The 24327-nt window shown below is 60.3% G+C and carries 32 protein-coding genes and 2 pseudogenes; 20 read left to right on the top strand and 14 right to left on the bottom strand.

Annotation, left to right across the window (positions count from 1 at the left end):
- Positions 1-90: 90 nt before the first annotated feature.
- A pseudogene (locus RVU70_RS06020) lies at positions 91-339 on the top strand (efflux RND transporter permease subunit); the annotation flags it as partial.
- 83 nt (positions 340-422) lie between these two features.
- Here the strand turns inward: RVU70_RS06020 and RVU70_RS06025 are convergent.
- Positions 423-656: pseudogene (locus tag RVU70_RS06025) on the bottom strand (outer membrane protein); the annotation flags it as partial.
- Between the two features lie 170 nt (positions 657-826).
- Here RVU70_RS06025 and RVU70_RS06030 point away from each other — a divergent pair.
- From RVU70_RS06030 to RVU70_RS06080, 11 genes are all read left to right on the top strand, one after another.
- Positions 827-2056 (top strand): phage integrase central domain-containing protein, encoded by a 1230-nt coding sequence (locus RVU70_RS06030; protein ID WP_363350177.1) that lies wholly within the window; start codon positions 827-829, stop codon positions 2054-2056.
- Between the two features lie 73 nt (positions 2057-2129).
- Positions 2130-2570, top strand: a complete 441-nt coding sequence (locus tag RVU70_RS06035; protein WP_363350178.1) for a hypothetical protein — start codon at positions 2130-2132, stop codon at positions 2568-2570.
- Entirely contained in the window at positions 2567-3106 is a 540-nt protein-coding gene (locus RVU70_RS06040) for a hypothetical protein (RefSeq protein ID WP_363350179.1), read from the top strand. The genes RVU70_RS06035 and RVU70_RS06040 overlap by 4 nt, the downstream gene beginning before the upstream one ends.
- Positions 3107-3594: 488 nt before the next feature.
- Entirely contained in the window at positions 3595-4224 is a 630-nt protein-coding gene (locus tag RVU70_RS06045) for a hypothetical protein (protein WP_363350180.1), read from the top strand.
- Between the two features lie 102 nt (positions 4225-4326).
- Positions 4327-4557: a helix-turn-helix domain-containing protein gene (locus tag RVU70_RS06050; RefSeq protein ID WP_363350181.1), complete on the top strand. Its 231-nt coding sequence runs from the start codon at positions 4327-4329 to the stop codon at positions 4555-4557.
- Between the two features lie 130 nt (positions 4558-4687).
- A complete protein-coding gene (locus RVU70_RS06055) occupies positions 4688-4819 on the top strand; it encodes a hypothetical protein (protein WP_363350182.1) in 132 nt (43 codons plus the stop codon).
- A complete protein-coding gene (locus RVU70_RS06060; RefSeq protein ID WP_363350183.1) occupies positions 4819-5022 on the top strand; it encodes a hypothetical protein in 204 nt (67 codons plus the stop codon). The genes RVU70_RS06055 and RVU70_RS06060 overlap by 1 nt, the downstream gene beginning before the upstream one ends.
- Entirely contained in the window at positions 5019-5324 is a 306-nt protein-coding gene (locus tag RVU70_RS06065) for a hypothetical protein (protein WP_363350184.1), read from the top strand. The genes RVU70_RS06060 and RVU70_RS06065 overlap by 4 nt, the downstream gene beginning before the upstream one ends.
- A 44-nt stretch (positions 5325-5368) precedes the next feature.
- Positions 5369-7780, top strand: coding sequence for a DUF927 domain-containing protein (locus tag RVU70_RS06070; RefSeq protein ID WP_363350185.1), 2412 nt, complete (start codon positions 5369-5371; stop codon positions 7778-7780).
- 292 nt (positions 7781-8072) lie between these two features.
- On the top strand, positions 8073-8219 hold the full coding sequence (locus RVU70_RS06075; protein WP_363350186.1) for a hypothetical protein: 147 nt from the start codon (positions 8073-8075) through the stop codon (positions 8217-8219).
- 2 nt (positions 8220-8221) lie between these two features.
- The gene (locus tag RVU70_RS06080; protein WP_363351241.1) at positions 8222-8503 is read left to right on the top strand and encodes a helix-turn-helix domain-containing protein; all 282 of its coding nucleotides are present in this window, start codon (positions 8222-8224) and stop codon (positions 8501-8503) included.
- An 11-nt stretch (positions 8504-8514) separates the two neighbouring features.
- Here the strand turns inward: RVU70_RS06080 and RVU70_RS06085 are convergent, their stop codons facing one another.
- Positions 8515-8853 carry a hypothetical protein gene (locus RVU70_RS06085; RefSeq protein ID WP_363350187.1) on the bottom strand — a complete coding sequence of 113 codons (339 nt, stop codon included), beginning with the start codon at positions 8851-8853 and terminating at the stop codon, positions 8515-8517.
- A 371-nt stretch (positions 8854-9224) separates the two neighbouring features.
- On the opposite strand from RVU70_RS06085, the gene RVU70_RS06090 reads away from it, so the two are divergent.
- The 5 genes from RVU70_RS06090 to RVU70_RS06110 are packed head-to-tail and all read left to right on the top strand — an operon-like array spanning position 9225 to position 11184.
- Positions 9225-9440, top strand: a complete 216-nt coding sequence (locus RVU70_RS06090) for a hypothetical protein (RefSeq protein WP_363350188.1) — start codon at positions 9225-9227, stop codon at positions 9438-9440.
- Between the two features lie 35 nt (positions 9441-9475).
- Positions 9476-9883, top strand: coding sequence for a hypothetical protein (locus RVU70_RS06095; protein WP_363350189.1), 408 nt, complete (start codon positions 9476-9478; stop codon positions 9881-9883).
- 50 nt (positions 9884-9933) lie between these two features.
- Positions 9934-10362 (top strand): hypothetical protein, encoded by a 429-nt coding sequence (locus tag RVU70_RS06100; RefSeq protein ID WP_363350190.1) that lies wholly within the window; start codon positions 9934-9936, stop codon positions 10360-10362.
- Positions 10359-10931, top strand: a complete 573-nt coding sequence (locus tag RVU70_RS06105; RefSeq protein ID WP_363350191.1) for a hypothetical protein — start codon at positions 10359-10361, stop codon at positions 10929-10931. Before RVU70_RS06100 ends, RVU70_RS06105 begins: the two co-directional genes overlap by 4 nt.
- Positions 10906-11184 (top strand): hypothetical protein, encoded by a 279-nt coding sequence (locus tag RVU70_RS06110; RefSeq protein WP_363350192.1) that lies wholly within the window; start codon positions 10906-10908, stop codon positions 11182-11184. The genes RVU70_RS06105 and RVU70_RS06110 overlap by 26 nt, the downstream gene beginning before the upstream one ends.
- Here RVU70_RS06110 and RVU70_RS06115 read toward each other — a convergent pair.
- The 7 genes from RVU70_RS06115 to RVU70_RS06145 all read right to left on the bottom strand — a co-directional run bounded on the left by RVU70_RS06115 (position 11181) and on the right by RVU70_RS06145 (position 16206).
- Positions 11181-11969, bottom strand: a complete 789-nt coding sequence (locus RVU70_RS06115) for a hypothetical protein (protein WP_363350193.1) — start codon at positions 11967-11969, stop codon at positions 11181-11183. The two genes, RVU70_RS06110 and RVU70_RS06115, sit on opposite strands and share 4 nt — an antisense overlap.
- Positions 11970-12110: 141 nt before the next feature.
- Positions 12111-12377 (bottom strand): hypothetical protein, encoded by a 267-nt coding sequence (locus tag RVU70_RS06120; protein WP_363350194.1) that lies wholly within the window; start codon positions 12375-12377, stop codon positions 12111-12113.
- 250 nt (positions 12378-12627) lie between these two features.
- A complete protein-coding gene (locus tag RVU70_RS06125; RefSeq protein WP_363350195.1) occupies positions 12628-13053 on the bottom strand; it encodes a hypothetical protein in 426 nt (141 codons plus the stop codon).
- Positions 13054-13413: 360 nt separating this feature from the next.
- Entirely contained in the window at positions 13414-14028 is a 615-nt protein-coding gene (locus RVU70_RS06130; protein ID WP_363350196.1) for a porin family protein, read from the bottom strand.
- Positions 14029-14203: 175 nt separating this feature from the next.
- Complete coding sequence (locus RVU70_RS06135; RefSeq protein WP_363350197.1) at positions 14204-15202, bottom strand: AraC family transcriptional regulator; 999 nt, start codon at positions 15200-15202, stop codon at positions 14204-14206.
- Between the two features lie 195 nt (positions 15203-15397).
- Complete coding sequence (locus RVU70_RS06140) at positions 15398-15751, bottom strand: HdeA/HdeB family chaperone (RefSeq protein ID WP_363350198.1); 354 nt, start codon at positions 15749-15751, stop codon at positions 15398-15400.
- Positions 15752-16026: 275 nt separating this feature from the next.
- Positions 16027-16206 carry a hypothetical protein gene (locus RVU70_RS06145; RefSeq protein ID WP_363350199.1) on the bottom strand — a complete coding sequence of 60 codons (180 nt, stop codon included), beginning with the start codon at positions 16204-16206 and terminating at the stop codon, positions 16027-16029.
- 132 nt (positions 16207-16338) lie between these two features.
- Between RVU70_RS06145 and RVU70_RS06150 the strand changes: the two genes are divergently transcribed.
- Positions 16339-17379 carry an AraC family transcriptional regulator ligand-binding domain-containing protein gene (locus RVU70_RS06150; RefSeq protein WP_363350200.1) on the top strand — a complete coding sequence of 347 codons (1041 nt, stop codon included), beginning with the start codon at positions 16339-16341 and terminating at the stop codon, positions 17377-17379.
- A gap of 68 nt (positions 17380-17447) precedes the next feature.
- Here RVU70_RS06150 and RVU70_RS06155 read toward each other — a convergent pair whose 3' ends face one another.
- Entirely contained in the window at positions 17448-18248 is an 801-nt protein-coding gene (locus RVU70_RS06155) for a hypothetical protein (RefSeq protein WP_363350201.1), read from the bottom strand.
- A gap of 551 nt (positions 18249-18799) precedes the next feature.
- Here RVU70_RS06155 and RVU70_RS06160 point away from each other — a divergent pair.
- Positions 18800-19228 carry a M15 family metallopeptidase gene (locus RVU70_RS06160; RefSeq protein ID WP_363350202.1) on the top strand — a complete coding sequence of 143 codons (429 nt, stop codon included), beginning with the start codon at positions 18800-18802 and terminating at the stop codon, positions 19226-19228.
- Between the two features lie 76 nt (positions 19229-19304).
- Here the strand turns inward: RVU70_RS06160 and RVU70_RS06165 are convergent, their stop codons facing one another.
- Positions 19305-20096: an SAM-dependent methyltransferase gene (locus tag RVU70_RS06165; protein ID WP_363350203.1), complete on the bottom strand. Its 792-nt coding sequence runs from the start codon at positions 20094-20096 to the stop codon at positions 19305-19307.
- A gap of 170 nt (positions 20097-20266) precedes the next feature.
- On the opposite strand from RVU70_RS06165, the gene RVU70_RS06170 reads away from it, so the two are divergent.
- Positions 20267-22360, top strand: coding sequence for an ATP-dependent helicase (locus RVU70_RS06170; RefSeq protein ID WP_363350204.1), 2094 nt, complete (start codon positions 20267-20269; stop codon positions 22358-22360).
- A 54-nt stretch (positions 22361-22414) separates the two neighbouring features.
- Here the strand turns inward: RVU70_RS06170 and RVU70_RS06175 are convergent, their stop codons facing one another.
- From RVU70_RS06175 to RVU70_RS06185, 3 genes are all read right to left on the bottom strand, one after another.
- Positions 22415-22942: a hypothetical protein gene (locus RVU70_RS06175; protein ID WP_363350205.1), complete on the bottom strand. Its 528-nt coding sequence runs from the start codon at positions 22940-22942 to the stop codon at positions 22415-22417.
- 95 nt (positions 22943-23037) lie between these two features.
- The gene (locus tag RVU70_RS06180) at positions 23038-23655 is read right to left on the bottom strand and encodes a GNAT family N-acetyltransferase (protein ID WP_363351245.1); all 618 of its coding nucleotides are present in this window, start codon (positions 23653-23655) and stop codon (positions 23038-23040) included.
- 58 nt (positions 23656-23713) lie between these two features.
- Positions 23714-24289 carry a hypothetical protein gene (locus tag RVU70_RS06185; RefSeq protein ID WP_363350206.1) on the bottom strand — a complete coding sequence of 192 codons (576 nt, stop codon included), beginning with the start codon at positions 24287-24289 and terminating at the stop codon, positions 23714-23716.
- Positions 24290-24327: the final 38 nt, after the last annotated feature.

The following is a 24327-nucleotide window of genomic DNA, read 5'->3' on the forward strand; positions in this document are numbered from 1 at the left end:
AACGCCCTCGTTTTTGCGCCCCAGATCATCGCCGATCGCGTCCGGCTCCTCCCTCGAAGCGATCAGCGCCTCGGGGGATTCCCGCAACCCGCCTTCATTTTCGGCGTTCTGCCCCTGGTGATTGCGACGGGCGCCGGCGCCAATGCGCGACGATCGCTGGGCGTCACTGTGCTCACCGGGATGCTGTCGTCGACCTGCCTCGCGGTCGTGCTGGTTCCAGCATTTTTTGTGGTTCTGCAGCAATTGGACGAGAACAGGCGGCGCAGCAAACAGTTGGTTGCGCGGCCGCGCTCCGAGGAGAGCGCAAACGATGCGACTTCAGCTCCGCAGAGTCCGTAAGCCCGCCTCCTCAAAGGCGCAAAAAAGGAAGCTCGGCGCAAGCCGAGCTTCCCGCTGTCGTCTCAACCCTGAGCGTCCGCCGATCAGTATTTCGCGACGGCTGGCGCCGGGGCGCCAAAATTGAAGTGATAATTGACGCCCGCGCGAACGATGTTGAACTGCGGGTGGCGATGGTAGCCGGTCTGGAAGCCCCAGTAGCCGGTCTGGCCGCCGCTGTTGAGATCCGTGTAGAGATACTCCGCCTTCGCCGACCAATTGGGCATGAACATCCACTCGACGCCGCCGCCAGCCGTCCAGCCGGTGCGGGTGTTGGAGAAGTCTCCTCATTAGCATCCGCCAGTGTCCATAATTGTCTGAATATCGCGTAAAAACAATGGCATTACGCTAGCGGCCTGTCTGTGAGCGTCCGTCGCTGCCCGTTGGTATCCACGGAAAACGATGGTATAAGAGTTGGTGTCGGCGCTTCGCCGGGCGGGATCATACCAACATGCCATTGACTGACATTGAGATCAGGAAGGCCGCGCCCTCCGATAAGGTCCGTAAGCTCTCGGACGGCGGCGGGCTGCAACTGTGGGTCCAGCCTGACGGGGCAAAGTATTGGCGTCTCGCCTATCGCTTCGGCGGGAAACAGAAGCTGCTGGCCCTAGGCGTCTATCCGACGGTTGGATTGCGGGAGGCTCGGGCGGAACGCGAGCGCGCTAAGGGTCTACTTGTTGACGGGCGGGACCCTGGCCAAGCGAGGAAACTAGAGAAGGCGGCGAGGGCGGCTGCGTCGGAAAACACGTTTTGCGCCGTCGCCACAGAACTTGTCGAAAAGAAGCGGCGCGAACAAAAGCGCGAAGCCACGATTGACCAGCTGGAGCGCCTACTCGCTCTCGCAACGCCGTCTATCGGTGCGCGCCCCATAGCAGACATAACGGCGGCCGAGATTCTCTCTGTTTTACGTGGTGTTGAAAGGCGCGGAACGCATGTTACGACGCTCCGCTTGCGCTCCGTCATCGGCGCCGTTTTTCGGTATGCTATCGCCACCGGCCGCGCAGAGAATGACCCGACCGGCGCACTCAAAGGCGCGCTAACGACGCCCACGTTGAAACATCGCGGCGCGATTGTAGACCCGAAAGCTTTTGGCGCGCTTCTCAGAGCTATAGATGGCTACCACGGCGCTCCCGAGACCTGCATCGCCCTTGAATTGCTCGCCCTCACCTTCGTTCGCCCCGGCGAGCTTCGGGCGGCAGAATGGGCGGAGATCGACCTTGACGCGGCCGTGTGGGTCATTCCCGCTGGAAAAATGAAGATGGGTCGCGAGCATCGGATTCCACTTGCGCCTCGCGCTGTGGCGATCCTGCGCGAGTTACAGGTCATTACCGGCGGCGGCGGGAAATATCTTTTCCCATCCATCCGCTCGGCGGCGCGCTGCATGTCGGAAAACACCTTGACGGCAGCCCTCCGGCGGCTCGGCTACAAGCCCGATCAAATGACGGCGCACGGTTTTAGATCGGCCGCAAGCTCAATGCTGAATGAGAGCGGGCTGTGGCACGCCGACGCAATCGAGCGGCAGCTGGCGCACGTAGATAAAGACGCCGTTCGCCGCGCATACGCTCGGGCAGACTTTTGGGAAGAGCGCATTCGGATGATGAATTGGTGGGCGGATCGCTGCGATGAAATGCGTCGCGGCGGCGAAGTCGTTCATCTCAAAATATCAGGCAAATCAGCCTGATAAGCGGCCGGGGCGCGGTGAAGTGGCAAGCCGCGCTCCGACCTAACCACATTGCAAAAAGGAGTTTCGCACCATGGCTGAATCAGGTTCTACACCAAATCGCCGAACATTGCTTACCGGCCTCGCCGCTGCGCCCGTCGTCGGGCTACCGGCTGTCGCGAGCGCCTACATGGCTTCCGATCCAATCTTTTCCGCCATCGCAGGGCGGGGCAGGCTTAATGCGGAATTAGAAACAGCGATGGATCATACCGACAACACTATCGTTAGCCGTGCTGATAAAGTGTCGATTGACGCCGCTTGGCGGGCCCAACACGTGGCCGGCGATGCGCTGGATGATGCAGACGCCGCAATATTTGGGATGCAGCCACAGACGCCGCAGGGCGCGCTCGCGTTGCTGCGCCATGTGGCCACCGTCATGGGCGGCGATCCTGGCCAGCTTTACCATGAGGGCAAAGAGTGCGAGGCGATCATGCGTTGCGTGGCCTTCCTCGAAGCGACGGGAGGCCAGCAGTGAATATCGCCATTACCCAAACCGATCCGGCTCTTGAAGCCATCGCCGAGGTTAATCGGCTCGACGCCGAAAGCTGCCAAGTCTCGATGAGGCTCGCTGACATTGTTGACGATATACGATGGAGCACCGGTAGCTTGCGTCCCTTTGGCCTAATAGATTGGCGCGGTCACTGCATCGGCCGCCAAGAAGTCGAACGGCTGCGCGACCAATTGTTATCCGAGCCCGACGCCGACCCTGAGAAGATCGAAGCCGAATACCTCGATGCAAAGGCGCGGGAGCGAGCCGAAGAGATAGCGGCGCGCGAGTGGGACGAGGCGCACGGCCTCACCGACATGCGCCGCCAGGAAGAGGCGTTGCTTAGTGATTATCGGAAGGCGTTTGAGCGATTGACGAGAACCGTCCCGACGACGCCGGCAGGAGCAATCGCGCTGCTTGGGTTTCTTAAGAAAAACCTAACCGACGAGATGTTTGACGAGCAGCATTACAAGATGCTCGACAATTTGGAGGCTGCGATTTCCCGGTGGAGGCTGGCGCTATGATAGCCAAGGATCGCCCCGGCCTGCTTTACCTTATCATGCTTCTATGGCGTCTCCGCCTCGCGCGGCTGATGCTCTGGTTGGCGCGGACAACGTCGCGTTTCGAAGACGCTGCCCAGACGTATGCGCAGCGCGTCTTGAGCCGCTGAGCGCAGGTCGAACCGAGTGGCCAAATTGTCCACACGGGCAAGTCGCAAAGTTTGCGACTTGATAGGTTCGCAGATTGTGCGAACCCTCTGCAACGCAGCGGACAACTTGGCCGCTGCATAGGAAAAGGGCTGCGACGCGCCGGACAAATTGTCCGCTGCGTCCTGCGCCGGCGGCGAGTGAATCAAGCAGCAGGCCAATAAAATTCGTTTGCTGTGACAACGGACAGTAACGGCGGACAACTTGCCCACCGTAAGGAACGCGCAAGGCTAGGGCGACGGCCCGAAAACGGATTTAGCCCATCCGCTGCCTTGCGCTCCACCTGGGCTTCGCGAGGCTCGCGAATGGTTAAACGCACAGTTAAGAAAAAGATCGATTTCGGAAAGCCATCGCCGAGCGCCGAGAAGGCCCTTCGGCTGCTTGAACTGCCGATCCAGCTAGCAGAAGGCGAGAAAGTCGAGACGTATGAATGGATAGAGCGGACTTTAATCGAGGAAGAATTTAGACGTGCTGGCATCATAGCCGAGCAGTATGGGCTGGATTTCATGAATAGCGAGCATGCGCCAATGATAGCATTGATGATAGCTCGCGACTTTGTGCCAGGGTTCAATCTATCGCGGCGACGCGGTGCTCCGAGAAAAACAATAGAGCTACTCAAAATTGCTAAAGAAGTCATTGCTGTCATGAAGCAGCCGGGACGGACCCTAACGGTTTCCAGTGCTTGCGAGATTGTTGCCAGCCGGCAGCGAAAGAGCGGCAAAGAGAGCAAAAGCAGAGAGGAAATTGAGCAGATGTTCTACCGCTTTTTAAAAGCTCGTGATTATACAATGGAAGTCATCGCTGATGCTAAGGATGCGATGGTCGCCGACAAGGCGCGATGGCATGAATTGAGCCGGCAAAATGCGCCTCAAGAGACGCTACTGGGACAAGCCTGCAAGCGGGAGGCGCAAACTACAGATAAAGGCGACAATTAATCGTAGCGCTTTCTTACGTTACGGAAATTGTAGCGGCTTTAACCGTAGTCGCCCTGGTGGTGTTGTCCATCCATAGCCGCATCAAGACACCTGCGGCGAAGGATGGTGGATATGATTGCAAACCCTGAAGTTACCGGTCACAAAGCTGGCAGCGTGGCTTTCCACGACAAGCCGCGCGCTCGGCGGATCAATGACGCGTGCGCTGCGCTGGGCGTCAGCCGGTCTCATTTGTATGCGCTGGCGTCCAAGGGACTGATCCGCCTGGTTCGGATCGGGAACCGCACCGTCGTTCCTGAGAGCGAAATCGATCGATTGCTTGGGGAGGCGGCATAAGCGAATGCAGGCCCTCAAAACTGAGAGGGCCGTCCCTTCATTGCGTGCGGCGAGAAGGAACGGCCCGAAGAATGAGCGCATTGGCGAGCGGCTCGACAGGGAATCTACCAGACCGGCGTCTGACTTTCAAATGATTGCCGACGTTGCGGCCGATGTGGTCGAGCGCCTCCGCGTCGCCCGTCTACGCCGCAAGTTCGGTCTCGACGCCGACATGGCGACGCTGCTGGCCCGGATCGCCTTCGAGACCACGGAGGCGCGCTGATGCAGCACCAAACCGACAATGAGGCGGCGCTGCGCCGTCTCTCCCATAACCTTGTCGCGTGCGGCGAGCGCGTCGTCTTCGAGCTTCTGGCCGATCTCGTCAGAGGGCGCGATCTGTCCGAGACCTTGGCGGACTTCTCGCGGATCGATCCTGCGACATACGCGGCGTTGCTCGCTGCCATGCCGAAATGGGGGCGGGCATGACCAACCGTCTCGACTTCGACGCGGTGAACCGGGCGGCGCTCTCCGCTCTCCCGGCCGTGCTGCATAGGCTGTTGCCGGGCGGAAAGGCTGTTGCCGGGGAATATGTCGTCCGCAACCCCAGGCGCGCGGACCGTTCGCCGGGAAGCTTCAAGGTCAATCTGCGCACGGGCCGATGGGCTGACTTCGCCTCGGGCGACAAGGGCGGCGACGCCGTTTCGCTCGTCGCCTACCTGGAGGACGTTAATCAAGGAAAGGCCGCCCGGCTGCTTTCTGAAATGCTCGGGCTCGGAGGCGCTCAATGAATAATCGGTTTGCGCCTCTAAGCGCTGACGAAATGCGGAGTTCCGTGATTGAATTTCCGGCCGCGCAAGAGGATGCGGGGGACATTGTGTCGCCGGTCCCGTCTGACGCGCCGTCGATGCCGGCGACGCATCCTGTGCATGGCGGGCATGTCGCGGAATGGACGTATCACGACTATCAAGGGCGCGTGCTCTTTATCGTTCGTCGCTTCGAGCCGGTGGGCGAGCGCAAGCAAATACTCCCGCTCTCTCTCTGGCGTGACGCGCTTGGGCATGTCAGGTGGAAATGGAAAGCGGCTCCGGCTCCGCGTCCGCTCTACAGCCTAGACGCCATCGCGGGCAATGTTGATGCTCCCGTCGTCATCGTTGAGGGGGAGAAGTCGGCGGATGCCGCCGGGCGCATCTTCACTCGAAGCATCGCGACAACCAGTCCCGGCGGTTCTCAGGCTGTGTCTAAAGCCGATTGGACGCCGCTTGCCGGCCGGCGCGTGCTGATCTGGCCGGACGCTGATGCGCCAGGCGCAAAGTATGCGCGCGAGGTTGGCGAAGTTCTCGCCGGGCTCGGCTGCGAGGTTTCAACTATCGACGCCATGGCGCTCGCGGCGATGGCCCCCAATGGTTCAAAGCGCGAGCCGCAAGCCGGTTGGGACGCGGCCGACGCGGTAGTGGAATGGGCGGACCTTGCGGCGCTGCGCGCCGCCGCCGTGAAGCTCCTCAAGCCGTTCGAGGCGGGCCCTGCTTTTATCTCCTGGGGCGCTTTCTCGATGGGCTCGGGCGGGCTCACAATCGAGGCGACAAAGGGCCGTGGCGACGACGCCGAGACGGTTAACGAATGGGTGTGCTCGCCCTTCGAAGTGCTCGGCGCGACGCGTGATCCGAACGGGAGGGACTGGGGCAAATGGCTGCGCTGGCGTGACGGCGACGGGCGCGAGCATTTGCGGCATGTGGCCGAGGCGTCGTTACAGGGTGAGCCGGCGTCGCTTGCGGCCTCCCTTGTATCTGACGGGCTTCGCGTGAACCGGGCGCAACAGAAGGCGCTCGCGACCTACCTGTGCGGCGTCTCGACCAAGGGCCGCGTGACCATAGTTTCGCGGACCGGCTGGCATAGGATAGGCGATCGCGACTTGTTCGTGCTGCCGGGTGAGACAATCGGGCCGCGAGGGTCCGAGACTGTCATTCTCGACGGTGCGGCGCATGGTCCATACGAGTCACGCGGGACGCTCCAAGATTGGCAGGCCGGCGTCGGCGCTCTCGCGGCGGATCATGCGCTTGCCGTGCTCGCCATATCTGCTGCGCTGGCCGGGCCGCTTCTACATATCGCCGGCCAGGAAGGCGGCGGGCTGAATTTCTTCGGGCCATCGTCCAAGGGCAAGACGACCATCCTTCAAGCTGGCGCTTCCGTGTGGGGCCGTGGCGCTTCTCCTGGGTATGTGCGGGCGTGGCGGGCGACGGCAAACGGTCTCGAAGGCGCGGCGTCGAGCGCGACGGACACTTGCTTGGTTCTCGATGAGTTGGGCGTGGTCGAAGCCCGTGACGCACAGTCGGCTGTCTATGGGCTCTCAAATGGGACTGGCAAAGCGCGGTCGGGGCGCGATGGTTCTTTGCGGGAGCCGAAAAGCTGGCGCGTCCTTGTTCTCTCGACGGGCGAAATCCCGATTGCCACGAAGCTCGCGGAAGACAGAGGACGAAGGGCTCGCGCCGGCCAAGAAGTGCGCTTGCTCGACATTCCAGCGGATCGGGGGCTCGGGTGCGGCGCGTTCGATCATGCCGGGCCGGAGGGCGATGCGGGGAAGCTCTCGAAGGCCATCAAGGTTGCTGCGCAATCGGCATATGGGACGGCCGGGCCGGAGTTCGTCCGCCGGCTGATTGCCGAAGGCGTAGACGGGGAGTCCGTGCGGGCGATGGTCTCGGGCTTCGTCGCGGCGGAGGTTCCGGCCGGGGCTGATGGTCAGGTTGATCGGGCGGCGCAACGTCTTGGTCTTATCGCTGCGGCGGGCGAACTGGCGACATTGGTGGGAGTGGTGCCTTGGCGCAATGGCGCGGCGCGTGAGGCGGCGGCTTGGGCTCTCCGCCAGTGGATCGATGCGAGGGGCGGGACCGATGCGGGCGAGGTGCGCCAAGCCATCGAGGCGGTGCGGCTTGTCATCGAGCTTCACGGGGAAAGTCGCTTTGAAGCAGTTGGCGGCGACGGCGACAGCCGGCCCGTCAATAACCGGCTTGGCTGGCGCAAGGGCGAGGGTTCTGAGCGCGAGTGGTGGGTCTCGCCGCAGGTCTGGAAGGAGGAAATCTGCGCCGGACTTAACCCGTCCTTTGTCGCCAAGACGCTCGCGGACAGGGGCCTGCTTCGAGTTCAAAGCGGGCGCGGCTTTCAATGCAAGGTCAACCTTGGGGGCGACAGGCGGGCCAATGTCTACGTGGTGACGGCCGGCATTTTGGAGGGGGCGGAAAATGAGGGCTGAGGCGCTCCAAGGGCTTCTCCAAACCATGCGCGGGGAGACAGCCAAAAAGACGGCCGGAACGGGCGGAACGTCGGAACTGGGGCCGTTCCAACCTTCCGTTCCAACACGTTCCAACAAAAAGTTCCAACATTTGGCCTCGGAAAACCCTAACAATTTCAATGACGTTCCAACAGTTCCAACAGTTCCAACACACTATGTAAGGGGTAAAACGGAAGCAGCAAAAATCGAGGCTTTCGCGTCGGAACTAGCGTCGGAACGCGGTCGGAACGGGCCGGCGCAAACCGACCCGGTGATGAGTCGCAAAGTTTGCGACTCCACCACGGGCTGGTGGGATGAACCGGTGGAGGGATGGCCTCACAGCCTGACCATTCGAAACCTTGCGACCGGCAAGGAGACGATCATCGACTTGCGCCGCGTCCCGGCGGAGGGTGAGGCGTGACGATGGAAGATGATGGGACTGACTTCATCCTGAAGCCCTTCGACGCCGCCGAAGCGATCCGCGTGAATGTCGCTGCGCGTCTGGCGGGGGTTGCGCCCAGGACAATTCAGCACTGGTGTGCCGTGCATCGCATCGGACGCCGCATCGGTGGGGGGCATTGGCGAGTGTCGAGGGTGGCGCTCGCGATGCATCTTGATGGGGATGAAGAGGCGTTGCGGCTGTATCTGAGCGGCGACCGTGTAAGCGCGCGGGTCGCAGGGTATTTCCGCCGCGCGGGACTATAGCGGTGTCGGCTTCAGTCTTTCCGGAACGGGCACCAGACCTGAAATATCTCGTGGAAAGAATGTAGCATCTCGAAGGTATTTACGGTCTTGCCGTCCGGAGACTTGGCTGCGATCTGATCTAGGGCCGGCCCTATTTTGCTGATGGCGTCTCGCTGCACCTCGGCCAAGGCTTCTTCCATGGTCGGCCATGGCTCCATGCCTGAGGGTAAACGCCATCCAGGATGCGGATCGTAGACAATCGCACGCACGGCGGAGACTATTATCTGCTTGCCTTGTTCAGATATCTTCCCACCCGTGCAAGACTCCCAGCTTGTGATCGCTGCGTGAATTTTTTCTGCGATATCGACCACGGAACCCAGCTGTCGGTCTGAGCGGATTTTCGGAGTGCGAACTTACCTGAAGCCCCCAGATAAGTCCGCGAGGAAGTCGCAGGAGCACGGCCTAAGCCATTTGAGGGGGAGCCACAACCTATGATGGTGGACCCTACCTGAGCTTTCCTACAACTCGATAATAGTAGAACCGCGTGATTGTAGCTTTGTTTCGTGGCTGTGCGGAATTGTCGTGCTATCCGCTGGGCAACTCAGGACAACGCCAGCAATGCGGGCACGGGCTCGGATGGCTGATCAGCGATCATGTTTCCGTCAATGAAAAACACCGCATAACCCGCAAGGGCCGCAAAAGCGACGTGGCGTCTCGGAGTCCGCGTGCTTAAGATTCTCACATGACGCCGCATGAAGTCGAACAGATTGCGACTGCTTTTGCAGCCATCATGGACGCCGCGTTGTCGTCGCTCGATCCGAGCGGCGCAGCCCTTCGCGGGGTGGGGTGGCACCTGCGCGAAGGGCTGAAGCTCGCCGAGCAAATGGACGCTGTCGACAGTGACGCCGCCAAGATCGTCCACCACTTCTTGCAAAACATTGAAAGTGAATCCGAATGACAGACAGCCCCGCCATTCTCGTCCGCCGTTTTCAATTGGCTGAAAGCCAGCGCGCCGAGTATTTCGCGACGGTGGAGGAGACCGTAACGCCCGAGGAGGTGCTGAAGCCTGACTTCTGGCGGCATGTGGCAACAACCCTGCGGCCCTATGACCTGATCGATGTCGCTGTCGATAGCTGCGATTGGTTCATGCGTTTGCTCGTCGCCGACGCTTGGCATAATGGCGTCCGAGTCATTGAGCTGAGCCGCCATGATATGACGGGTGAAGCCGAAGAGGCTCAGAGCATCGGCAACGACCTTCGCGTGAAATGGCGCGGCCCGGTGAACAAATGGGCGGTCGTTCGATCGGATGGCGTTATCTTGCGGGCCAACCTGCCCGACAAGAATATCGCCCTCGAAGCGCTGGCCGCCGCCGTGTCCGACCGCGCCAAGATTGGCTTCTAATGCCGGCTGGACGCCCCAGAATCCGCCCGCATCCATTAGATGAGGGTATTGTGGATCGCATCGCAGAGGGGCTCGCTTCCGGTCTGGGTATTCGCAAGGTCTGCGAACCTGAAGACATGCCGACATACCAATCCGTCTATGTCGCAATGGCCAGGGACGGCAATTTTGCGAAAGCAATCGCGCGCGCGAGGGAAGCCCAACAGGAGCACGAAGCCGACGCCTGCGTCGAGATGGCTGACGAGGCGAACGAGGGCAACTGGCAGGTTGTGAAGCTGCGCATCTGGGCTCGCCAATGGCGTGCGGCGAAACTCGCCCCGAAGAAATACGGCGAGAAGGTCCAGCAAGAAATCACTGGCAAGGATGGCGGGCCAATTGAGACGAAGGGCGACCAAGCCGTGACGATAGAGACGGCGCGCCGGCTGGCGTTTCTCCTGGAGCAAGGACGGCGGGCGCTGGAGGGGAAGGGCGAGAAACCATGAGCGGATTAGAGCCGGCGCTGATGGGCGCTGCGATGGCGACGCAAGCTGGCGGAACCTTGTTGAGCGCCTTCGGCGAAACGAGCGGCACGAATGACCAAGCGTCGGCTCTAGACGCGCAGCGCTACTTCGACATTCTGACTTCTCAGTATAAGGCGCGGGCTCTGAATGACGCGGCCAATCAAGCGATGGCAGGCGCGCAGCGTCAGGCGATGGATCGCGTGACCGACAAGAAGCTGGCGCTTTCCAAGGCGCAGGCGATCAATGCGGCAGGCGGCGGCGGGTCAACGGACGCCTCCTTCGTCAACACGGTTGGGCAGATTGAGCAACAGGGCGAATACAATAAGGCGGTTGCGCTGTTCGAAGGCGAAACCGAAATGAACCGGCTGAACTATGAGGCGCAGAACGCTCTGATCGAGGGAATGAACGTCGCCAATGCGCGCGGCTATCAAGCGGATCAAGTGAGGCGGCAGGGCCGGAGAAAGGCCGCTGGGACACTGCTTTCCGGCGCTGGCGAGATTGGCAAATCCTATACGAGATACTCGAATGCGGCATGGCGGCAAAATGACTAAGTTACGCAAGGGCCTTTCGAGCCCGTTCGAGACGCCCGAGGCCCGAGAAGCTTTCAAAGAAGCGCTACGGGCGGCTTTCACCGCCAGCCGGGCTCTAACTGATTCCCTGGAGAGAATGTTGAAGGGCGATGCCGTCGAGCCCATGGGGGCCATCGAAGAAGCGGTGGCTGAGGCTCGGAACGCTCAGGCGGCATGGGCGCTGTTTGCGCGGCTTTCTGATCCGGCGAGGGGCGAGGGGTCGCGGCTGAATTAAGGGCCCGCTGGCGGGGGATCACGCCTCGGAAGCTTCCGACCCAAGTCGTCGGCAAACAGATGACAAGCAAAGGCGATCTCGAAAAACTCGTCGGCTGAAAACGTCACTCGCTCCCCGGCTCGATAGCTTTTCCGGTAAGAAACCCGTTGGCCAAAAATCGGCACTTGGCCCTGCCCCTCAATTCTTACGCCGGGACGCAAGTCTATCTCTTCTTCCCCGCGCTTATAGAAACACCGGAGCCGGGGAAATGTCAGGCTGAGATTGCCGTCCTTTGCAATATCGCGTGCACCAACAACGCCACCCCGATGTTCGAGGCAGTTCCTGACATCCTGTATCGAGCGAAATTCCGCGTCGAAAGCCAGCGGCTCTGTTAACCCCTCATTAACTCGCGCAAGAAGCTGAGGAAAGAGTAGCCTGCCGGCTTCGGTCTTAACGTCCAAAATCTCTTTTTCTAGTTCGCCACAGGTCATCACTCGCTCGGCTCGGTTGAAAAACGCCAAAAACAAAAACGCTTCCTCAAGCGAGGCGCGAAGCCCTCTGGCTAAGTCCTGGAATGCTTTGGCGAGCAGCCAGTTGTGATAGGAAGCGCGGCGATCCTCCGACGTTAAATTTGGGCCTGGGAAACGAAATCCCAGCGCCGCACTCGCCGGCATTGGCTCGGCCAATTCTCGCCCTGACATGCTCGATAGGCATTCGGCTACGACATGAGCGGCTAGCCGCGCGGCCTCCTGTGCTGGGGCAACTACTTGGTTGGGGTTTAAAGTCATTTGGACGCGTTCGATCATCACCTCGTTCGCCCCGCCAAAAAGCCTAAGCGGGGCATTCTTTGTTGGGTCCGCGTCGGCCGCAGATCGATCCGGCTTTCGCCGTTTGGTAAGAATCTGCCAGCAAGGACCGGCGTGGCATTTAAGGTGAAGACGGCGACATCAGCTGTCATTGCGATTCCGCTTTTCAAAGAACTCAATGAGGCCGGCTGTGACTAAGAGGCCGCAGAAAAAGCCGATCAAGCCGGCCCAGTTTCCTTCCTTCAGCGTGTATACTTTGCCTAGTTCGTCTATATAGCCGAGCCTTCCACGCATCGCTTCTTCGACGTTTTCCTCGTCAGCTATTACCCCTTGGAAGATTGTCCCTGGAGAATCGCCAACGAGCCAAGCTCCGATCCAGATAGCCAAAAAGACGCTTAGATAAAGCACTCCTCGCGCCGCCAGAGTTCAAGTTCGACGGGATAGTCGAGCCATAGGCGAGAAGTCGGGGGCTTAAGCGGGTCGCTGACCGAGGGACTGATTTAACCTCGGCGTCAAATTGACGCCAGTCTGATTGCAGGCGCGTTGAGACCGGGCCGTCTGCAGCTCACGCTATCGGGAATGCAGCCGCGCAGGTAACGCGGCTGCACCCTTCGCATCGGCCCGAGAGATGTAGCTAGAACCGGGTCGTGCAAAACGCCTAGCAGGGGCAGTTGCACCCGCCGCTATAACCGTAATAGGCGGGGTATGAGTAAGTGGGAGACGCCATTCCGTAAGTGCCGCAGCCCGCTGAGCCCCAATAGCCAGGATATGCCGAGCCATAATAGCCGTAGCCGCCGTATGGGTAGCCAGCGCCGAGCGCCAAGCCAGTCGCCAAGCCAGCCCCCAAGCCTAATCCGCCATATCCCCAGTGGCCGTAGCCCCAGCCGGGCCGCGCATATCCCCAATGGCGGCCCCATCCACCATATCCCCAATGACGACCCCATCCGCCGCCATATCCAATGTGGCGACCCCATCCGCCGCCCCAACCATAACGGCCCCATGCCGAAGCAGGGGTGGAAACCGACACCGCGCCGGCCAGCATGACTGCGGCAAGCGCCGTCGTAAGCATCTTCGAGTTTCTCATTGCCGTGTCTCCGGGTGCTTGTCTGACAAAGCCCCTCGGCCAACCCGTGCAACGCGAACGAAATCCCCTTGTTCCGGGCAATCGAAGGCAGCGAGGCGGCCGGGCGCTCGCCCTCGGCCGGAGTCTCTCGCCTTATGACAGCCACTTACGAAAGGGGTGGAATTATAAAAAGTTGAAACTCAAGCCAAGACGACGGCGCAGACCCTCACTCAGCCTGCGGCTCACGGCCGGACTGGTCGCAATACAGGGCACGACTTGGCCTCAGCCGCATGGATCGCCTTTCCGGCAGGCCTAGCGAAAAAAATCGTTGGTATCTCTGTTGGTATAAAAATTTTCGGAACGCCATCTACTCGAATTAGATCAATACTTTAGACGCGCAATTCGGACGCTGGAGAAGTTCGAATAGCCGCCAGAGACGCCGCCATAGGCGAAGCCGCCCGTGCCGTAGACGAGCAGCGTGGGCGTGATGAGGAAGCCGGCGCGCCCGCGAACGGTGCCAACCCAGTTGAGGGCGATGCCCGGGTTGCCCCCCGGCGACACCGGAACCAGGTAATTGCCGGGCGAGGTCGGATCGGGATAGACGATGTAATTCGAGTTGCCGCCAGAGCTCATGCTCGTGCCCTGGATGTCGGTCTCGACGCCGACGACGAAGCTCGAACCAAGCTGATAATTGTAACCCGCCTGGCCGCCGCCGACGACGCCGCCGGCATTATTGCCGCCGTTGCCATTGCCCGGCAGGAGATGGAGCGAACCGTTCACTGTCGAGGCGTAGGGCGTCAGCTGGTTCGGATTGACGCTATTGGCGCTCCAGCCGCCGCCAATATTCAGACCGGCGTAAAACCCGGTCCATAACGGCGGAGGCGGCGGCGGGACATAAACAGGCTCCGCCTTGCGAGACGGCAGATCGGCTGCGAAAGCGCCGCCGACGCTCAAAGTGGCAAGGGAAGCCGCCATCAGCAGCATAGCTTTTTTCATACTTAATCCTCTGTCAACGGTAGGCGAACGCACAGCTTCCGTGCGCCGCCTTAAAGCTAAGCTCTAGCCATTGACTTGACGTTGACAGATCACGCCACGGAACCCTCCAAACCCGTCAAGGAGACAGCTCGTCTTCTGATTTGGCCTTTGGCGTGGCAATCATGCCACAGTGCCCTCACTCGATTTCCTCCGCTCTCCATCTTGCGGGAGGCGTTCCCGTCCATCGACGGAACGCTCTGATGAAGGCCGTCGAATCGGCGTAGCCAAGCATGAGGGCGGCTTCGGCGACAGTTTTTCCGCCCTTTAGAAGGCGCTGGGCTTCCTGAAGCCTTACGCGCCGAACCAACCCGCCATATGATTGGTTCTCGAGCGAAAGACGTCGAACGAGCGTGCGTGAACTCATCTGCAGAGCGGCGGCCGTGCCAGCGAGCGTCATTTCCCCCGCAAGCATCTGGCCGTGCAAAACCTGCAACACGTCCGCCACGAAGCTCTCCTCCCGTTGTTTGGCGGATTTGAGCAGGGGAGACAGGATGTCGTAGAGATCGCGATTTCGGTGGACGACAGGCTGGTCCAGAAACTTGCTTTCAAAAATGAGACAGGCGTGTTCGGCCCCGAAACGGACTGGCGCCTGGAAGAATGCGGTGCGCCCGCCGCGCGCCAACGCATGCGGCCTCGGCAGGTCTACCTGCAACGGCTTCCAGCCGCTTCCACACAAACGCGAGAAGATATTGAAGGAAACGGCCATGCAAAGCTCGGCTATGCGAAAACTTGCCGGCCCTTCAGGGACGAAAATATACCAGTAAGCGAACTTGCTTTTTTTTCGCAAATAGAGGGTCGTTCCTCCGTCCGTCAATCTCAAGGACGACTGGAGTATCTCCAAAGCTTCACGGACAGTCCCGGCGTTCGACGCGACGAAGCCCGCGAGCCCGAGGGTCTCTTCGGCCTGCCGCATGCCGATCCTCAATCCAATGTCGTCGAACCCCGTTGCCTGGGCAGCCGCTTCCATTAGAAGCGCCCCTGCTGAATAGCTGATGAACGCATCCGGACATTCGAACAGATCGCCGTCCAGATTGACGGACGCAAGAATTTCGCGCTCGTCGACGCCGGCCTCCTGGAGCACGTCTCGAAGTGACAGGAAATTGCGAACTCTAACGACGGGTTGCGATCGATTCATAGTTGCCCGGCGATCCACGAGGCCGGCTTGCTCCCCAGTGCGCGCGGACGCGCCGCGGCCTTGGCCGACGCGATGGGCGGGAAGACTGCAGTAGCTGCGTCGGGCGAACCTTGATGTTCGCTCCTATTGCGCTGAAAATAGAGGACGCGCCCCCGCCCTGGTCGCGAACGGAGGCGTCGCCGAGGCGCCGAAAAATCATTCGACCTTTATGCCGTGTTCCGCGCGGTATTTTTTGAAGACCTCATCCATCGCATGGATCACCTTCTGATCTCTGTGCTCCTTGCAATACACGATCACCTCGTGTTCAACCGTCTTCGCACGGTCAACCTTCATTTTATGATGCTTGCCAAGCCCGTTGTACCATCCGCTGTACCATACGGTCAGATAGTCGGCGTCCTCCTGATAGGTGTTCGCCAGCTGGTCGCAAGTCAGAGCCTGGACGTCGATATAGCCATCTTTATCGGCGTATGCGGACAATTCGGTCGTCGCCATGGCGGACCCGCCGGCGGCAAACAGCATCGCGCAGCAAAGAGCGGCTTTCATTTTCATTGAAACCTCCAAGTTCGTTTGGGTCGCAGTCGTAGATTTATCGTCGTGATGCTGGATAGGGATTCATTCAAACCCGCTTGCACAACGTTTCGATTACGCTTCTCACCGAGCGCGCGTCGCCCCCTTGCTACTTTATGTTGTGTCACAGCAGGAAAGGGACGCCTTTGGAATGGCCGTCCGCCCCGGCGCCCAAGCGTACCGCGATGAGCCAACGCTTCTCCCGCATACCGCGCGAGACGCAGGGGCGCGAGATTTTGCCCACGCCCCTCAAATCCTTACCACCTGCGGTAAACGGCCCGCGGCGCGTAAACCGGCCGACCCGTCACCACCGCGCCGCGAGGACCGGCGCATCCTGCACGATAAACGCCGCGCGCGCACACCACGGCGTTAGCTTGAGGCGCGAACGCCGCGAGGCTCGCGATCGCAGCAAGCACGAACACGGTATATTTCAACATCGGATTACTCCCTTGCTCGTTCTCATTGTCGCTTCGGACACTGATGCGAGCTCCAGCGTCCGGCGTTGGCATACAGAATCAGCTTGCAGAATCAGCTTGACCATAACTTTTTTTGCGGCAAACTGTTAAAGAATGTCGGACAATTGCATCAGAGCCGCGGATGCATCCCAGAGGTTGGGGCCTCTGACGGGAATTCCCGACCTTCTCGCTGATTTCGGGCGCGGGACTGAGGAAGTTGTCGCTGGCCTCGGGATAGCCACGGGCGTCTTCGACGACCCGGACAATCGTGTGCCTTTCTCATTGGCGGGCAGGTTGATAAAGCGGTGCGTCGATGTCACCGCGTGTCCCCATGTGGGGCTCATTCTCGGTTCGCGACACGATCATCGCTCATTGGGGTTGGCGGGGGAGGTTATGCAGAACTCGCCGGATCTGGGTTCGGCGCTTTCAAATTTCTGCGCGCTTCAGGATGCGAACTCTCGCGGCGCCGCCGTCTATCTTCGCAGAGCGGGTGACGTCTTTGTGTTCGGTTATGGCATCTACGATCCGGCCGCCGTCGCTCACGAGCAAGTCTATTCTCTTGCTTTAGCTATGGGCGTCAATATCATCCACGCGCTTACCGAAGGGGCGGTCGAGCCGGTCGAGACGCTTCTTTCGAGCCGCCGGCCCGCCGATGTTGAACCCTATCAGTCCATCTTGAAGTCGCCCGTTCGCTTCGACCAGCAGGAGACTGGCATTGTCCTCCATCGCGCGTCGATGGCGGCCCCGATCCCGGGAGCGTCGTCGCAGGAGCTCGCGCGGCTGAGAGAGCGCATCGCGTTGCTTTCGCCCGCTTCGGATCACGTCTGGACGGATCGCGTGAAGCACGCTGTAAGACCGCTCCTGCTTGAAGGAGAAGCAACGACCGCCAGCATGGCCAGGCTCCTCAACCTCAATGTGAGAACGCTCTCGCGCCGCCTCGAAACGGAAGGAACGACCTTTCAGCGCATTTTGGAAGGCGTGCGTTATTCAATCGCTCGGGAGCTGCTCGAGGTCACGCTCCTGCCAATCGGCGACATCGCTGGCGCGCTTGCCTATACGGAGCATTCGAGCTTCTCCGACGCCTTCCGCAGGTGGAGCGGCGTCACGCCCTCCGAATGGCGCGAGAAGAGCCGCGTCTCGGAAATCGCACGCTAAGAGCAGGCCCCGACCAGGGACGACGGCGAGCGTGAGACACGCGAGCGGCGTGAACAGGTCGAGAGTCGTTAGCGTGCGGCCGATCGTTCTTCTGCTTGCTCCGGTCCGAGCTGAGGAAAGAAGCTTCCGCCGGCATGTTCGACAGCCGCCTCGGCCAAAAGATCGCGCCACATCCGATAGGGATCGTCAAACACTGCTTGACCCAGATCTTTCTCGACGATCGCCGACGCCAAGAATTTGAGGCCGTCGGGGATCGTAAGCGCATTTTCCAAATAGAGCAGGCGAACCCCAAGGGCCTCGCGGCCCATCACCGACATGGCCGCTGCTATCTCGATATTATCACGCCGGCCCTGGCCCGGGCCACAGACGCCGACGAAACACTGTCGCCAATCGTCCGGATCGCTGTCGTCCTTAAACGCCTGGAAACTACGTGTGAGCGAGTCAAAAGCCGCTTGACCAACGGCTCTGATGACTTCTTCGAGCTCCCCCTTGACCCGCCGTAAGGCGGCCGGAAGTTGATCATGCGTCGCCGCCTGGCCGGAACACCAGAGATCGGACAGATCTCGTAGTTCAGTCAAAACGACCCGCGCTGGAATGGCCAATTCGACAGGCAGTTCAGCGGAAACCCGCTCGATGGCCTGGCCGAGCGCTGCGTTCAGCCGCATTGCCGCCTGCAGCGCCAAGTCGGCATCCTGGCGCCGCACCAGCTGGCCCCAGGTCCCGTGGGCGCCGAGGACGGCATGCATCAATCCTTTTGCCTTCGGAAGCATCTCGACCGGCTGATAGCGCTTCACGAGCTCGCCGCATTCGACGCGCCAGATTTCGCCAGTTCCGATCAGGGTGAGCGCGGCAAGCGGAAGCTCCGCCAAGAGCTGATCGCGATTGGCGCCATAAAGCGCACGGAAGGTCAAATTGAGGCTCGCGACAGGATCGAGGGGACCGTCCGCTTGACCGGATTGCGGAGGAAAATCCGCTGATGCGCCAGCATTCATGCATTAACTCCCACCCCAAAGGGAAGATGGAATAAGGCCCGACTTTTCGGCGATTGCAACACTATTCGACCCGAAACTGTGCGCTGTGGGCATGTCTTGTGGAAGCCTCGCAGCGGCGCAGCGTGAATTAATGTGGCGCGTGCGAGCGGTGTTTGACAGATTCCAAGCGAAGGAAAGATCGCGACATGTGGCTATGGAATGAAAAGGCGCCGACAACAGCCGTCTTGCTTGCGGCGCTAGCAATGTCGGCCTCCTTCGCAACACAAGCCCAAACGCCACAGGCGAGCTATGGCCCGATACCCGACCATGTATGGAGCTATATGCAGGGCCGGTCCTGGCGGCCAGACCTGCCCTGCGCCCAGCGTGGGGATCTCGTGCTGATGCGCATTCCTTACCGGAATTTTCACGGGGAGACGCAAACGGGCGAAATGGTCGTGGCGCGCAAAGTCGCTGCGCAGGTCGCCGAAATCTTCGCGGAAATTTACAGAAACGGCAAGTTCCGCATCTTCCAAATGCGTCTCATAGACGACTTCGACGCTGATGACGACAAGTCGATCGCGGCGAACAACACGAGCGGCTTCAATTGCCGGCTGACCGATCACGGCGGGCTTTCGAAGCATGCGCTCGGCCTCGCGATCGATATCAACCCGGTACAAAACCCCTACCGAGAGGGAAGCTTAACCGCCCCAGAGGCTGGCAGGGCTTACGACCAGCCAGACGAGCGGCGCAGCGACATTTTGGGGATCATAACCGAAGGCGACGTCGTTACCCGGGCCTTTGGGCGACGCGGGTGGTCATGGGGCGGCAGATGGAAACACACGGTCGACTACCAGCATTTTTCCTTTGGCGGCCATTGACTAGCCGTCGAGGCGCGAGCGCTCGTTTTTGTTATATTTAGAGCCGGCGATTGATCGCCCTTTCGCACTTTGCGCCTTATCCCGCTGCTTGATTCTGCGCCGTGCAAACAGCGTAGTAATCATAGAGAGGCGACGTCAATTCGCGGCCGGGCCAGTAAGCCCGATGGAGATCGGCTAGGGTGGCGGTCTCGATCACCCTGAACCCGCAGGAGGCTCCGAGCGCCTCGGGATCGTTGATCCCATAGGTCCAAGGCGCTCCCATCGCCGCAAAACGTTGGACCACATTCGCTATCTCCGGGTCGCCCGTCCTGCCTTCAATCACCGCCTCGGCCAAATAATCAAAGGAGATCGTGCAATTTTGAATGTCGCGCGCAAGGGCGGCAAGGACTTGCCGGACCGATTGGTCGCTCAGATACATGCTGTTTCCCTCCCATATGACAAAAGTGGAAAGGGCGACGTTGAAGTCACGGCATGTCAGCCGATCGATGATCGAGCCAGTCAGGTAGTCGCCGCTTATGAATGTCGTATTCGGGTCGATGTTACGCTCTTCGAGCCTGGCTTTCTTGAAGGCCTGGATCCCAGGGGCGTCGATTTCGAAGAAGACGACGCCGGGCGCCGCCATCCTCTGCGGCCTTGTGTCGAGGCCGGCGCCCAGGATCACCACCTGGCGGCATCCCTGTCGCAATTGTTGATCGAGCTTATCGTCGAAATATCGCGTTCTAAGCCTCACATTGTTCCTTATCGGGGGGAAAGACCGAGAAATATTCGCTGCCGCCTTTTTTGATTCCTCGTCGAGAAACAGGCCGACGAACCGGTCATGATAAAGCGGATGCGGTTCCCCGTTCTCTTCATTGCGGAATTCCGCCACGACAAAGGCCGTGCCTTCGACAGTGTGAATCTGGGTCATCCCGGGCCCTTTCAATTCGACTCGCGAAGGATCGCGCCGGGGCGCCGACCTCTTCAAGCCATAGCGTAGCAATGAGCAGCGCGCCGTCTTATTGCGAACAAAACAAGAAAAGACACAAAATGCTCCTGCAAATGGGTGATTCGCACTTGTCTCACGGCCTTCTCGACAAACTCAATAGCGAACAGCGGCGCGCCGTCGAGCACGGGCTGGAGGCGCAGGGCAGGATCGACTGCCCGCCCCTGCTCGTCATCGCGGGCGCTGGCTCGGGGAAGACCAATACGCTCGCCCATCGCGTCGCCCATCTCGTCGCCAATGGCGCGGATCCGCGCCGCATTCTGTTGCTGACTTTTTCGCGCAGAGCGGCAATGGAGATGACGCGGCGCGTCGAGCGAATTTGCGGCGATGCGCTCGCCTCGAAGGGACGAGCCAGGGAAGCAAAGGGAGCGATCCTGCCTTGGGCCGGCACTTTCCACGGCGTCGCCGCTCGGCTGCTGCGGGAATATGCGCTCCAGATTGGGCTCGATCCATGTTTCACCATCCATGATCGAGAGGATTCAGCCGATCTCATTAATTTGGTTCGTCACGAGCTTGGCTTTTCGAAGACCGAACGGCGTTTCCCGACCAAGGGAACGTGCCTTTCCATTTACTCGCGATGCGTCAACGCCGAATCCGACATCGACGCCGTCCTGACGACGTCTTTTCCCTGGTGCGCAGGTTGGCGCGAGGAGTTGAAGCGGCTTTTCGAAGCCTATGTCGAGGCAAAGCAGGCTCAGAACGTGCTCGACTACGACGATTTGCTGCTCTACTGGGCCGAGATGACGAACGACCCCGTTCTCGCGGCCGAGATGGGCAGGCGCTTCGATCACATTCTGGTCGATGAATATCAAGACACCAACGCCGTTCAGTCGTCTATTCTTCTCGCCTTGAAGCCCGACGGACGCGGGGTGACGGTCGTCGGCGACGACGCGCAGTCGATCTATTCGTTCCGCGCGGCGACGGTTCGCAACATTCTCGATTTCCCCGCGCGCTTCGATCCGCCGGCCAAAATCGTCACTTTGGAACGCAATTATCGCTCGACGCAGCCGATACTGGCGGCGGCAAACGCCGTTATCGACCTTGCGCGCGAACGCTTTGCCAAGAACCTTTGGACCGAACGGAATTCTGGCGGACGGCCATTGCTTGTCGCGGTTGGCGACGAAGCCGATCAGGCCCGATACGTCGTCGAGCGGGTCCTCGACAATCGGGAGGCTGGCGCCGCCTTGAAGCAGCAGGCGGTGCTGTTTCGGACATCGCATCACAGCGGGCCGCTGGAAGTGGAGCTGACGCGCCGGAACATTCCCTTCGTCAAATTCGGCGGGCTGAAATTCTTGGACGCGGCCCATGTCAAGGATCTGCTCGCGCTGCTGCGCTTCGTCGAGAACCCGCGCGATCGCGTCGCAGGCTTTCGCTTGATGCAGCTCCTGCCCGGCATGGGGCCAAGCACGGCGACGCGACTTCTCGACGGCATGAAGGAAGATGCGGATCCGCTGGCGGCGCTCGCGGCCGTGGCCGCGCCCGCGCGCGTCGGCGCCGACTGGCCCCTGTTCCTGGCTTTGATCGACCATCTCAAAGCCGGCGCGGCGGGTTGGCCGGCTGAAATCGGATATTGCCGGGAGTGGTACGAGCGGCAGCTCGACCGCATCTATGACGACGCGGCGACGCGGCGCGCCGATCTGGTCCAGCTCGAGCAGATTGCGAGCGGCTACCCGTCGCGGGAGCGCTTTCTGACCGAATTGACGCTCGACCCGCCGGACGCGACGAGCGACGAAGCCGGGCCGCCCCATCTCGACGAAGACTTCCTTATCCTCTCGACGATCCATTCAGCCAAGGGGCGGGAGTGGAAATCAGTTTTTCTCCTCAACGTGGTCGACGGCTGCATTCCGTCGGATCTCGCGACAGGCGCGTCGGCGGAAATCGAGGAGGAGCGCCGCCTGCTCTACGTCGCCATGACCAGAGCGAAAGACGATCTTCACCTCGTCGTCCCGCAACGATTCTATACGCACGGCCAACACCCGCGCGGGGATCGCCATGTCTATGCGTCTCGCACGCGTTTCATAACAGAAGAGATTCTGCCTTTGCTAGAAGTCGTGTCCTGGCCGACGCCCACGACACAAGCCGCCGAGGCGAGGTCCGCGCGGAGCGTAAGAATAGACGTCGGCGCAAAAATGCGCGGCATGTGGCGGTGAAGGATCGCTGCGTGGAAGCTGCACAATAGCGGTTGCGGCTCTCTCTCCTGGCGATCAGGGCATCGTCCATTCTTGCAGAAGCTTTTCGGTTTTCACGATGCGAGCAAAGCAGGAAAGGGGCATAAGCGAATTGGAGCGCGACGCCGAGATTTCGTCGACATCGGCCGCACCTAGGGGCACGGCGTCGCTGACGACAATCATGGGATGTCCCGTCAGAAAGCTGTCGATCGCCGTCTCCATGACAAGGCCTTCCAGATCATCGCTAACCAGAATGAGCAACGGTCCGCCGAGATCTTCGAAGAACCTGTTGAAGCGCGAACTGCGAAACAGCGACTGCCCCTGTGGCTGAAAGACGAGATCGCCCGGGCGGGGCCTGACCAGCGGATCGGAATATTCGTGACAGTCGTTCCGCGAAGCCCAGCAGCTTCCGAGCGTCGCCGGGGCGTCGAACTGCGCGCGCGCGCATTCCTGGACGTCTTGGGCCGCCAGCGAGGCATGTTCGACGAACATGAGGGGCAATTCGGCGTTCTCCCACTTCTCAATCAGCGTTACGCCATTTGCTTCGAGCTTGCTCGGCTGCAAGGCCCTCCCGGTTTTTCGCGGGAGGGCCGGACGGTTGGCGATAAAAATCAAAAGAGCTCGCATTGAATGACCGGTCCAAATGTCTCTATGAAAATTCATTGTCGCTTTCCGGATGAAACCCGCCCCGAGACCACATTATCCGTCGTCGGATGCAGGGGACGATGGGCGGAGAGCTCCAAAATGCCGGGACGCTCCCAGTCTCCTTCGGGTCGAAGGATCACCATCGGATCGCTGCCGATCGAAATGGCGTCCGGCAAGGGTTCGAGATCGAGGTTCATCTCCGTGTAATTGAAACCGGAGAAACGGAACGGCTCCCGGTTTTTCATGGGCTTCGCCCCAAAGCGCGCCCAAAACGGCTCGAGCCCCTCGCGCGCATGGCCGTAGGCCCGTCGAAACCCCTTGCGCCGCGCGTGTTCGAGGCCCGTTCGAACAAGCTGAAATGCGAGCGATGTCGGACGAAAATTCTTTCGAACCGCAAGACGCTCCAGCTTCACGAAATCATGGAAAAAGCGAACGCGCAGACATCCAGCAGGTTCGTCGTTCCAGAAGCCGATGAAATGCGTGGCGCAGTGGTCGTTGCCGTCGAATTCCTCGGCGAAAGGGCAATCTTGCTCGGCGATGTAAACGGCCGAGCGGATGGCGTAAACCATAAGCAAGTCATCGAGGCCGCGAGCGACTCTCACGTAAGTTTTCTGGTTCCGGCGCGGGGGGATTTTGTCCTCGGCGAGCGCATACTCGTAACTCACAAGAACCTCCTACTGCTTTGTCCAATTAGAGACGCTTCACGCGGCGGTAAGCCCAGAGCGACGCCGACGGGCTGGAGTCGGCCACCGGACGAAAGCCCGTCTTGACCATGAATTGCTCGCCCTTCAGCGTCGCTGGACGAGCATAGATGTCCGCCTCGGCATGGGCCGGCCCGCGAAGCAGATGCATGATGTTGCCCATCGCGCCGATGACCGAGCCCGGCAGACACATGGCCCATGCGTATAGGGCCGCGGCCTTCTCATCCCCGCGAGCGAGCAGGCGCGTATTCGGGCTGGAGATTGGAAACTCTCCCTCGACCAGGGCCTCGAAACCTGCCTGGTTGAGAAACAGGAAGGCGATGCTGCCGACGACGCCGCGCTGCTGGCGGATCGCCAGAATGCTCCTCGAGAAATACTGAACGGTTAAAATATCTCGATACGCTGTTTTAATTCCTGGAATATATTGCGAAGTTACATCCATAAGCTCCTGAAGCTCTTCGATTCTCGCCGGCGCGACCGTGAACCGACGGCTCGAAGGGAGATTATCGAGCAACCAGTGCTGCGCAGACGCATCAGGAGAATAGGCCACGCTTGTGAGAGTCATTGTGTGGGGTCCGGATTAATGTCATTTCTAGGTAGAAA

Source organism: Methylocystis echinoides (assembly GCF_040687965.1).
In the GTDB taxonomy this organism is placed as follows: Bacteria; Pseudomonadota; Alphaproteobacteria; order Rhizobiales; family Beijerinckiaceae; genus Methylocystis; species Methylocystis echinoides_A.

Bases quoted from the DNA above. Each gene is read 5' to 3' on its own strand.
- RVU70_RS06045 (WP_363350180.1), top strand. From the start codon at position 3,595: ATGGTTAAACGCACAGTTAAGAAAAAGATCGATTTCGGAAAGCCATCG.
- RVU70_RS06060 (WP_363350183.1), top strand. From the start codon at position 4,819: ATGCAGCACCAAACCGACAATGAGGCGGCGCTGCGCCGTCTCTCCCAT.
- RVU70_RS06135 (WP_363350197.1), bottom strand. From the start codon at position 15,202: ATGAATCGATCGCAACCCGTCGTTAGAGTTCGCAATTTCCTGTCACTT.
- RVU70_RS06105 (WP_363350191.1), top strand. From the start codon at position 10,359: ATGAGCGGATTAGAGCCGGCGCTGATGGGCGCTGCGATGGCGACGCAA.
- RVU70_RS06035 (WP_363350178.1), top strand. From the start codon at position 2,130: ATGGCTGAATCAGGTTCTACACCAAATCGCCGAACATTGCTTACCGGC.
- RVU70_RS06110 (WP_363350192.1), top strand. From the start codon at position 10,906: ATGCGGCATGGCGGCAAAATGACTAAGTTACGCAAGGGCCTTTCGAGC.
- RVU70_RS06150 (WP_363350200.1), top strand. From the start codon at position 16,339: ATGTCGGACAATTGCATCAGAGCCGCGGATGCATCCCAGAGGTTGGGG.
- RVU70_RS06185 (WP_363350206.1), bottom strand. From the start codon at position 24,289: ATGACTCTCACAAGCGTGGCCTATTCTCCTGATGCGTCTGCGCAGCAC.
- RVU70_RS06055 (WP_363350182.1), top strand. From the start codon at position 4,688: ATGATTGCCGACGTTGCGGCCGATGTGGTCGAGCGCCTCCGCGTCGCC.
- RVU70_RS06170 (WP_363350204.1), top strand. From the start codon at position 20,267: ATGGGTGATTCGCACTTGTCTCACGGCCTTCTCGACAAACTCAATAGC.
- RVU70_RS06030 (WP_363350177.1), top strand. From the start codon at position 827: ATGCCATTGACTGACATTGAGATCAGGAAGGCCGCGCCCTCCGATAAG.
- RVU70_RS06145 (WP_363350199.1), bottom strand. From the start codon at position 16,206: ATGTTGAAATATACCGTGTTCGTGCTTGCTGCGATCGCGAGCCTCGCG.
- RVU70_RS06065 (WP_363350184.1), top strand. From the start codon at position 5,019: ATGACCAACCGTCTCGACTTCGACGCGGTGAACCGGGCGGCGCTCTCC.
- RVU70_RS06075 (WP_363350186.1), top strand. From the start codon at position 8,073: ATGAGTCGCAAAGTTTGCGACTCCACCACGGGCTGGTGGGATGAACCG.
- RVU70_RS06140 (WP_363350198.1), bottom strand. From the start codon at position 15,751: ATGAAAATGAAAGCCGCTCTTTGCTGCGCGATGCTGTTTGCCGCCGGC.
- RVU70_RS06090 (WP_363350188.1), top strand. From the start codon at position 9,225: ATGACGCCGCATGAAGTCGAACAGATTGCGACTGCTTTTGCAGCCATC.
- RVU70_RS06130 (WP_363350196.1), bottom strand. From the start codon at position 14,028: ATGAAAAAAGCTATGCTGCTGATGGCGGCTTCCCTTGCCACTTTGAGC.
- RVU70_RS06080 (WP_363351241.1), top strand. From the start codon at position 8,222: ATGGAAGATGATGGGACTGACTTCATCCTGAAGCCCTTCGACGCCGCC.
- RVU70_RS06115 (WP_363350193.1), bottom strand. From the start codon at position 11,969: ATGATCGAACGCGTCCAAATGACTTTAAACCCCAACCAAGTAGTTGCC.
- RVU70_RS06160 (WP_363350202.1), top strand. From the start codon at position 18,800: ATGGTCGTGGCGCGCAAAGTCGCTGCGCAGGTCGCCGAAATCTTCGCG.
- RVU70_RS06125 (WP_363350195.1), bottom strand. From the start codon at position 13,053: ATGAGAAACTCGAAGATGCTTACGACGGCGCTTGCCGCAGTCATGCTG.
- RVU70_RS06050 (WP_363350181.1), top strand. From the start codon at position 4,327: ATGGTGGATATGATTGCAAACCCTGAAGTTACCGGTCACAAAGCTGGC.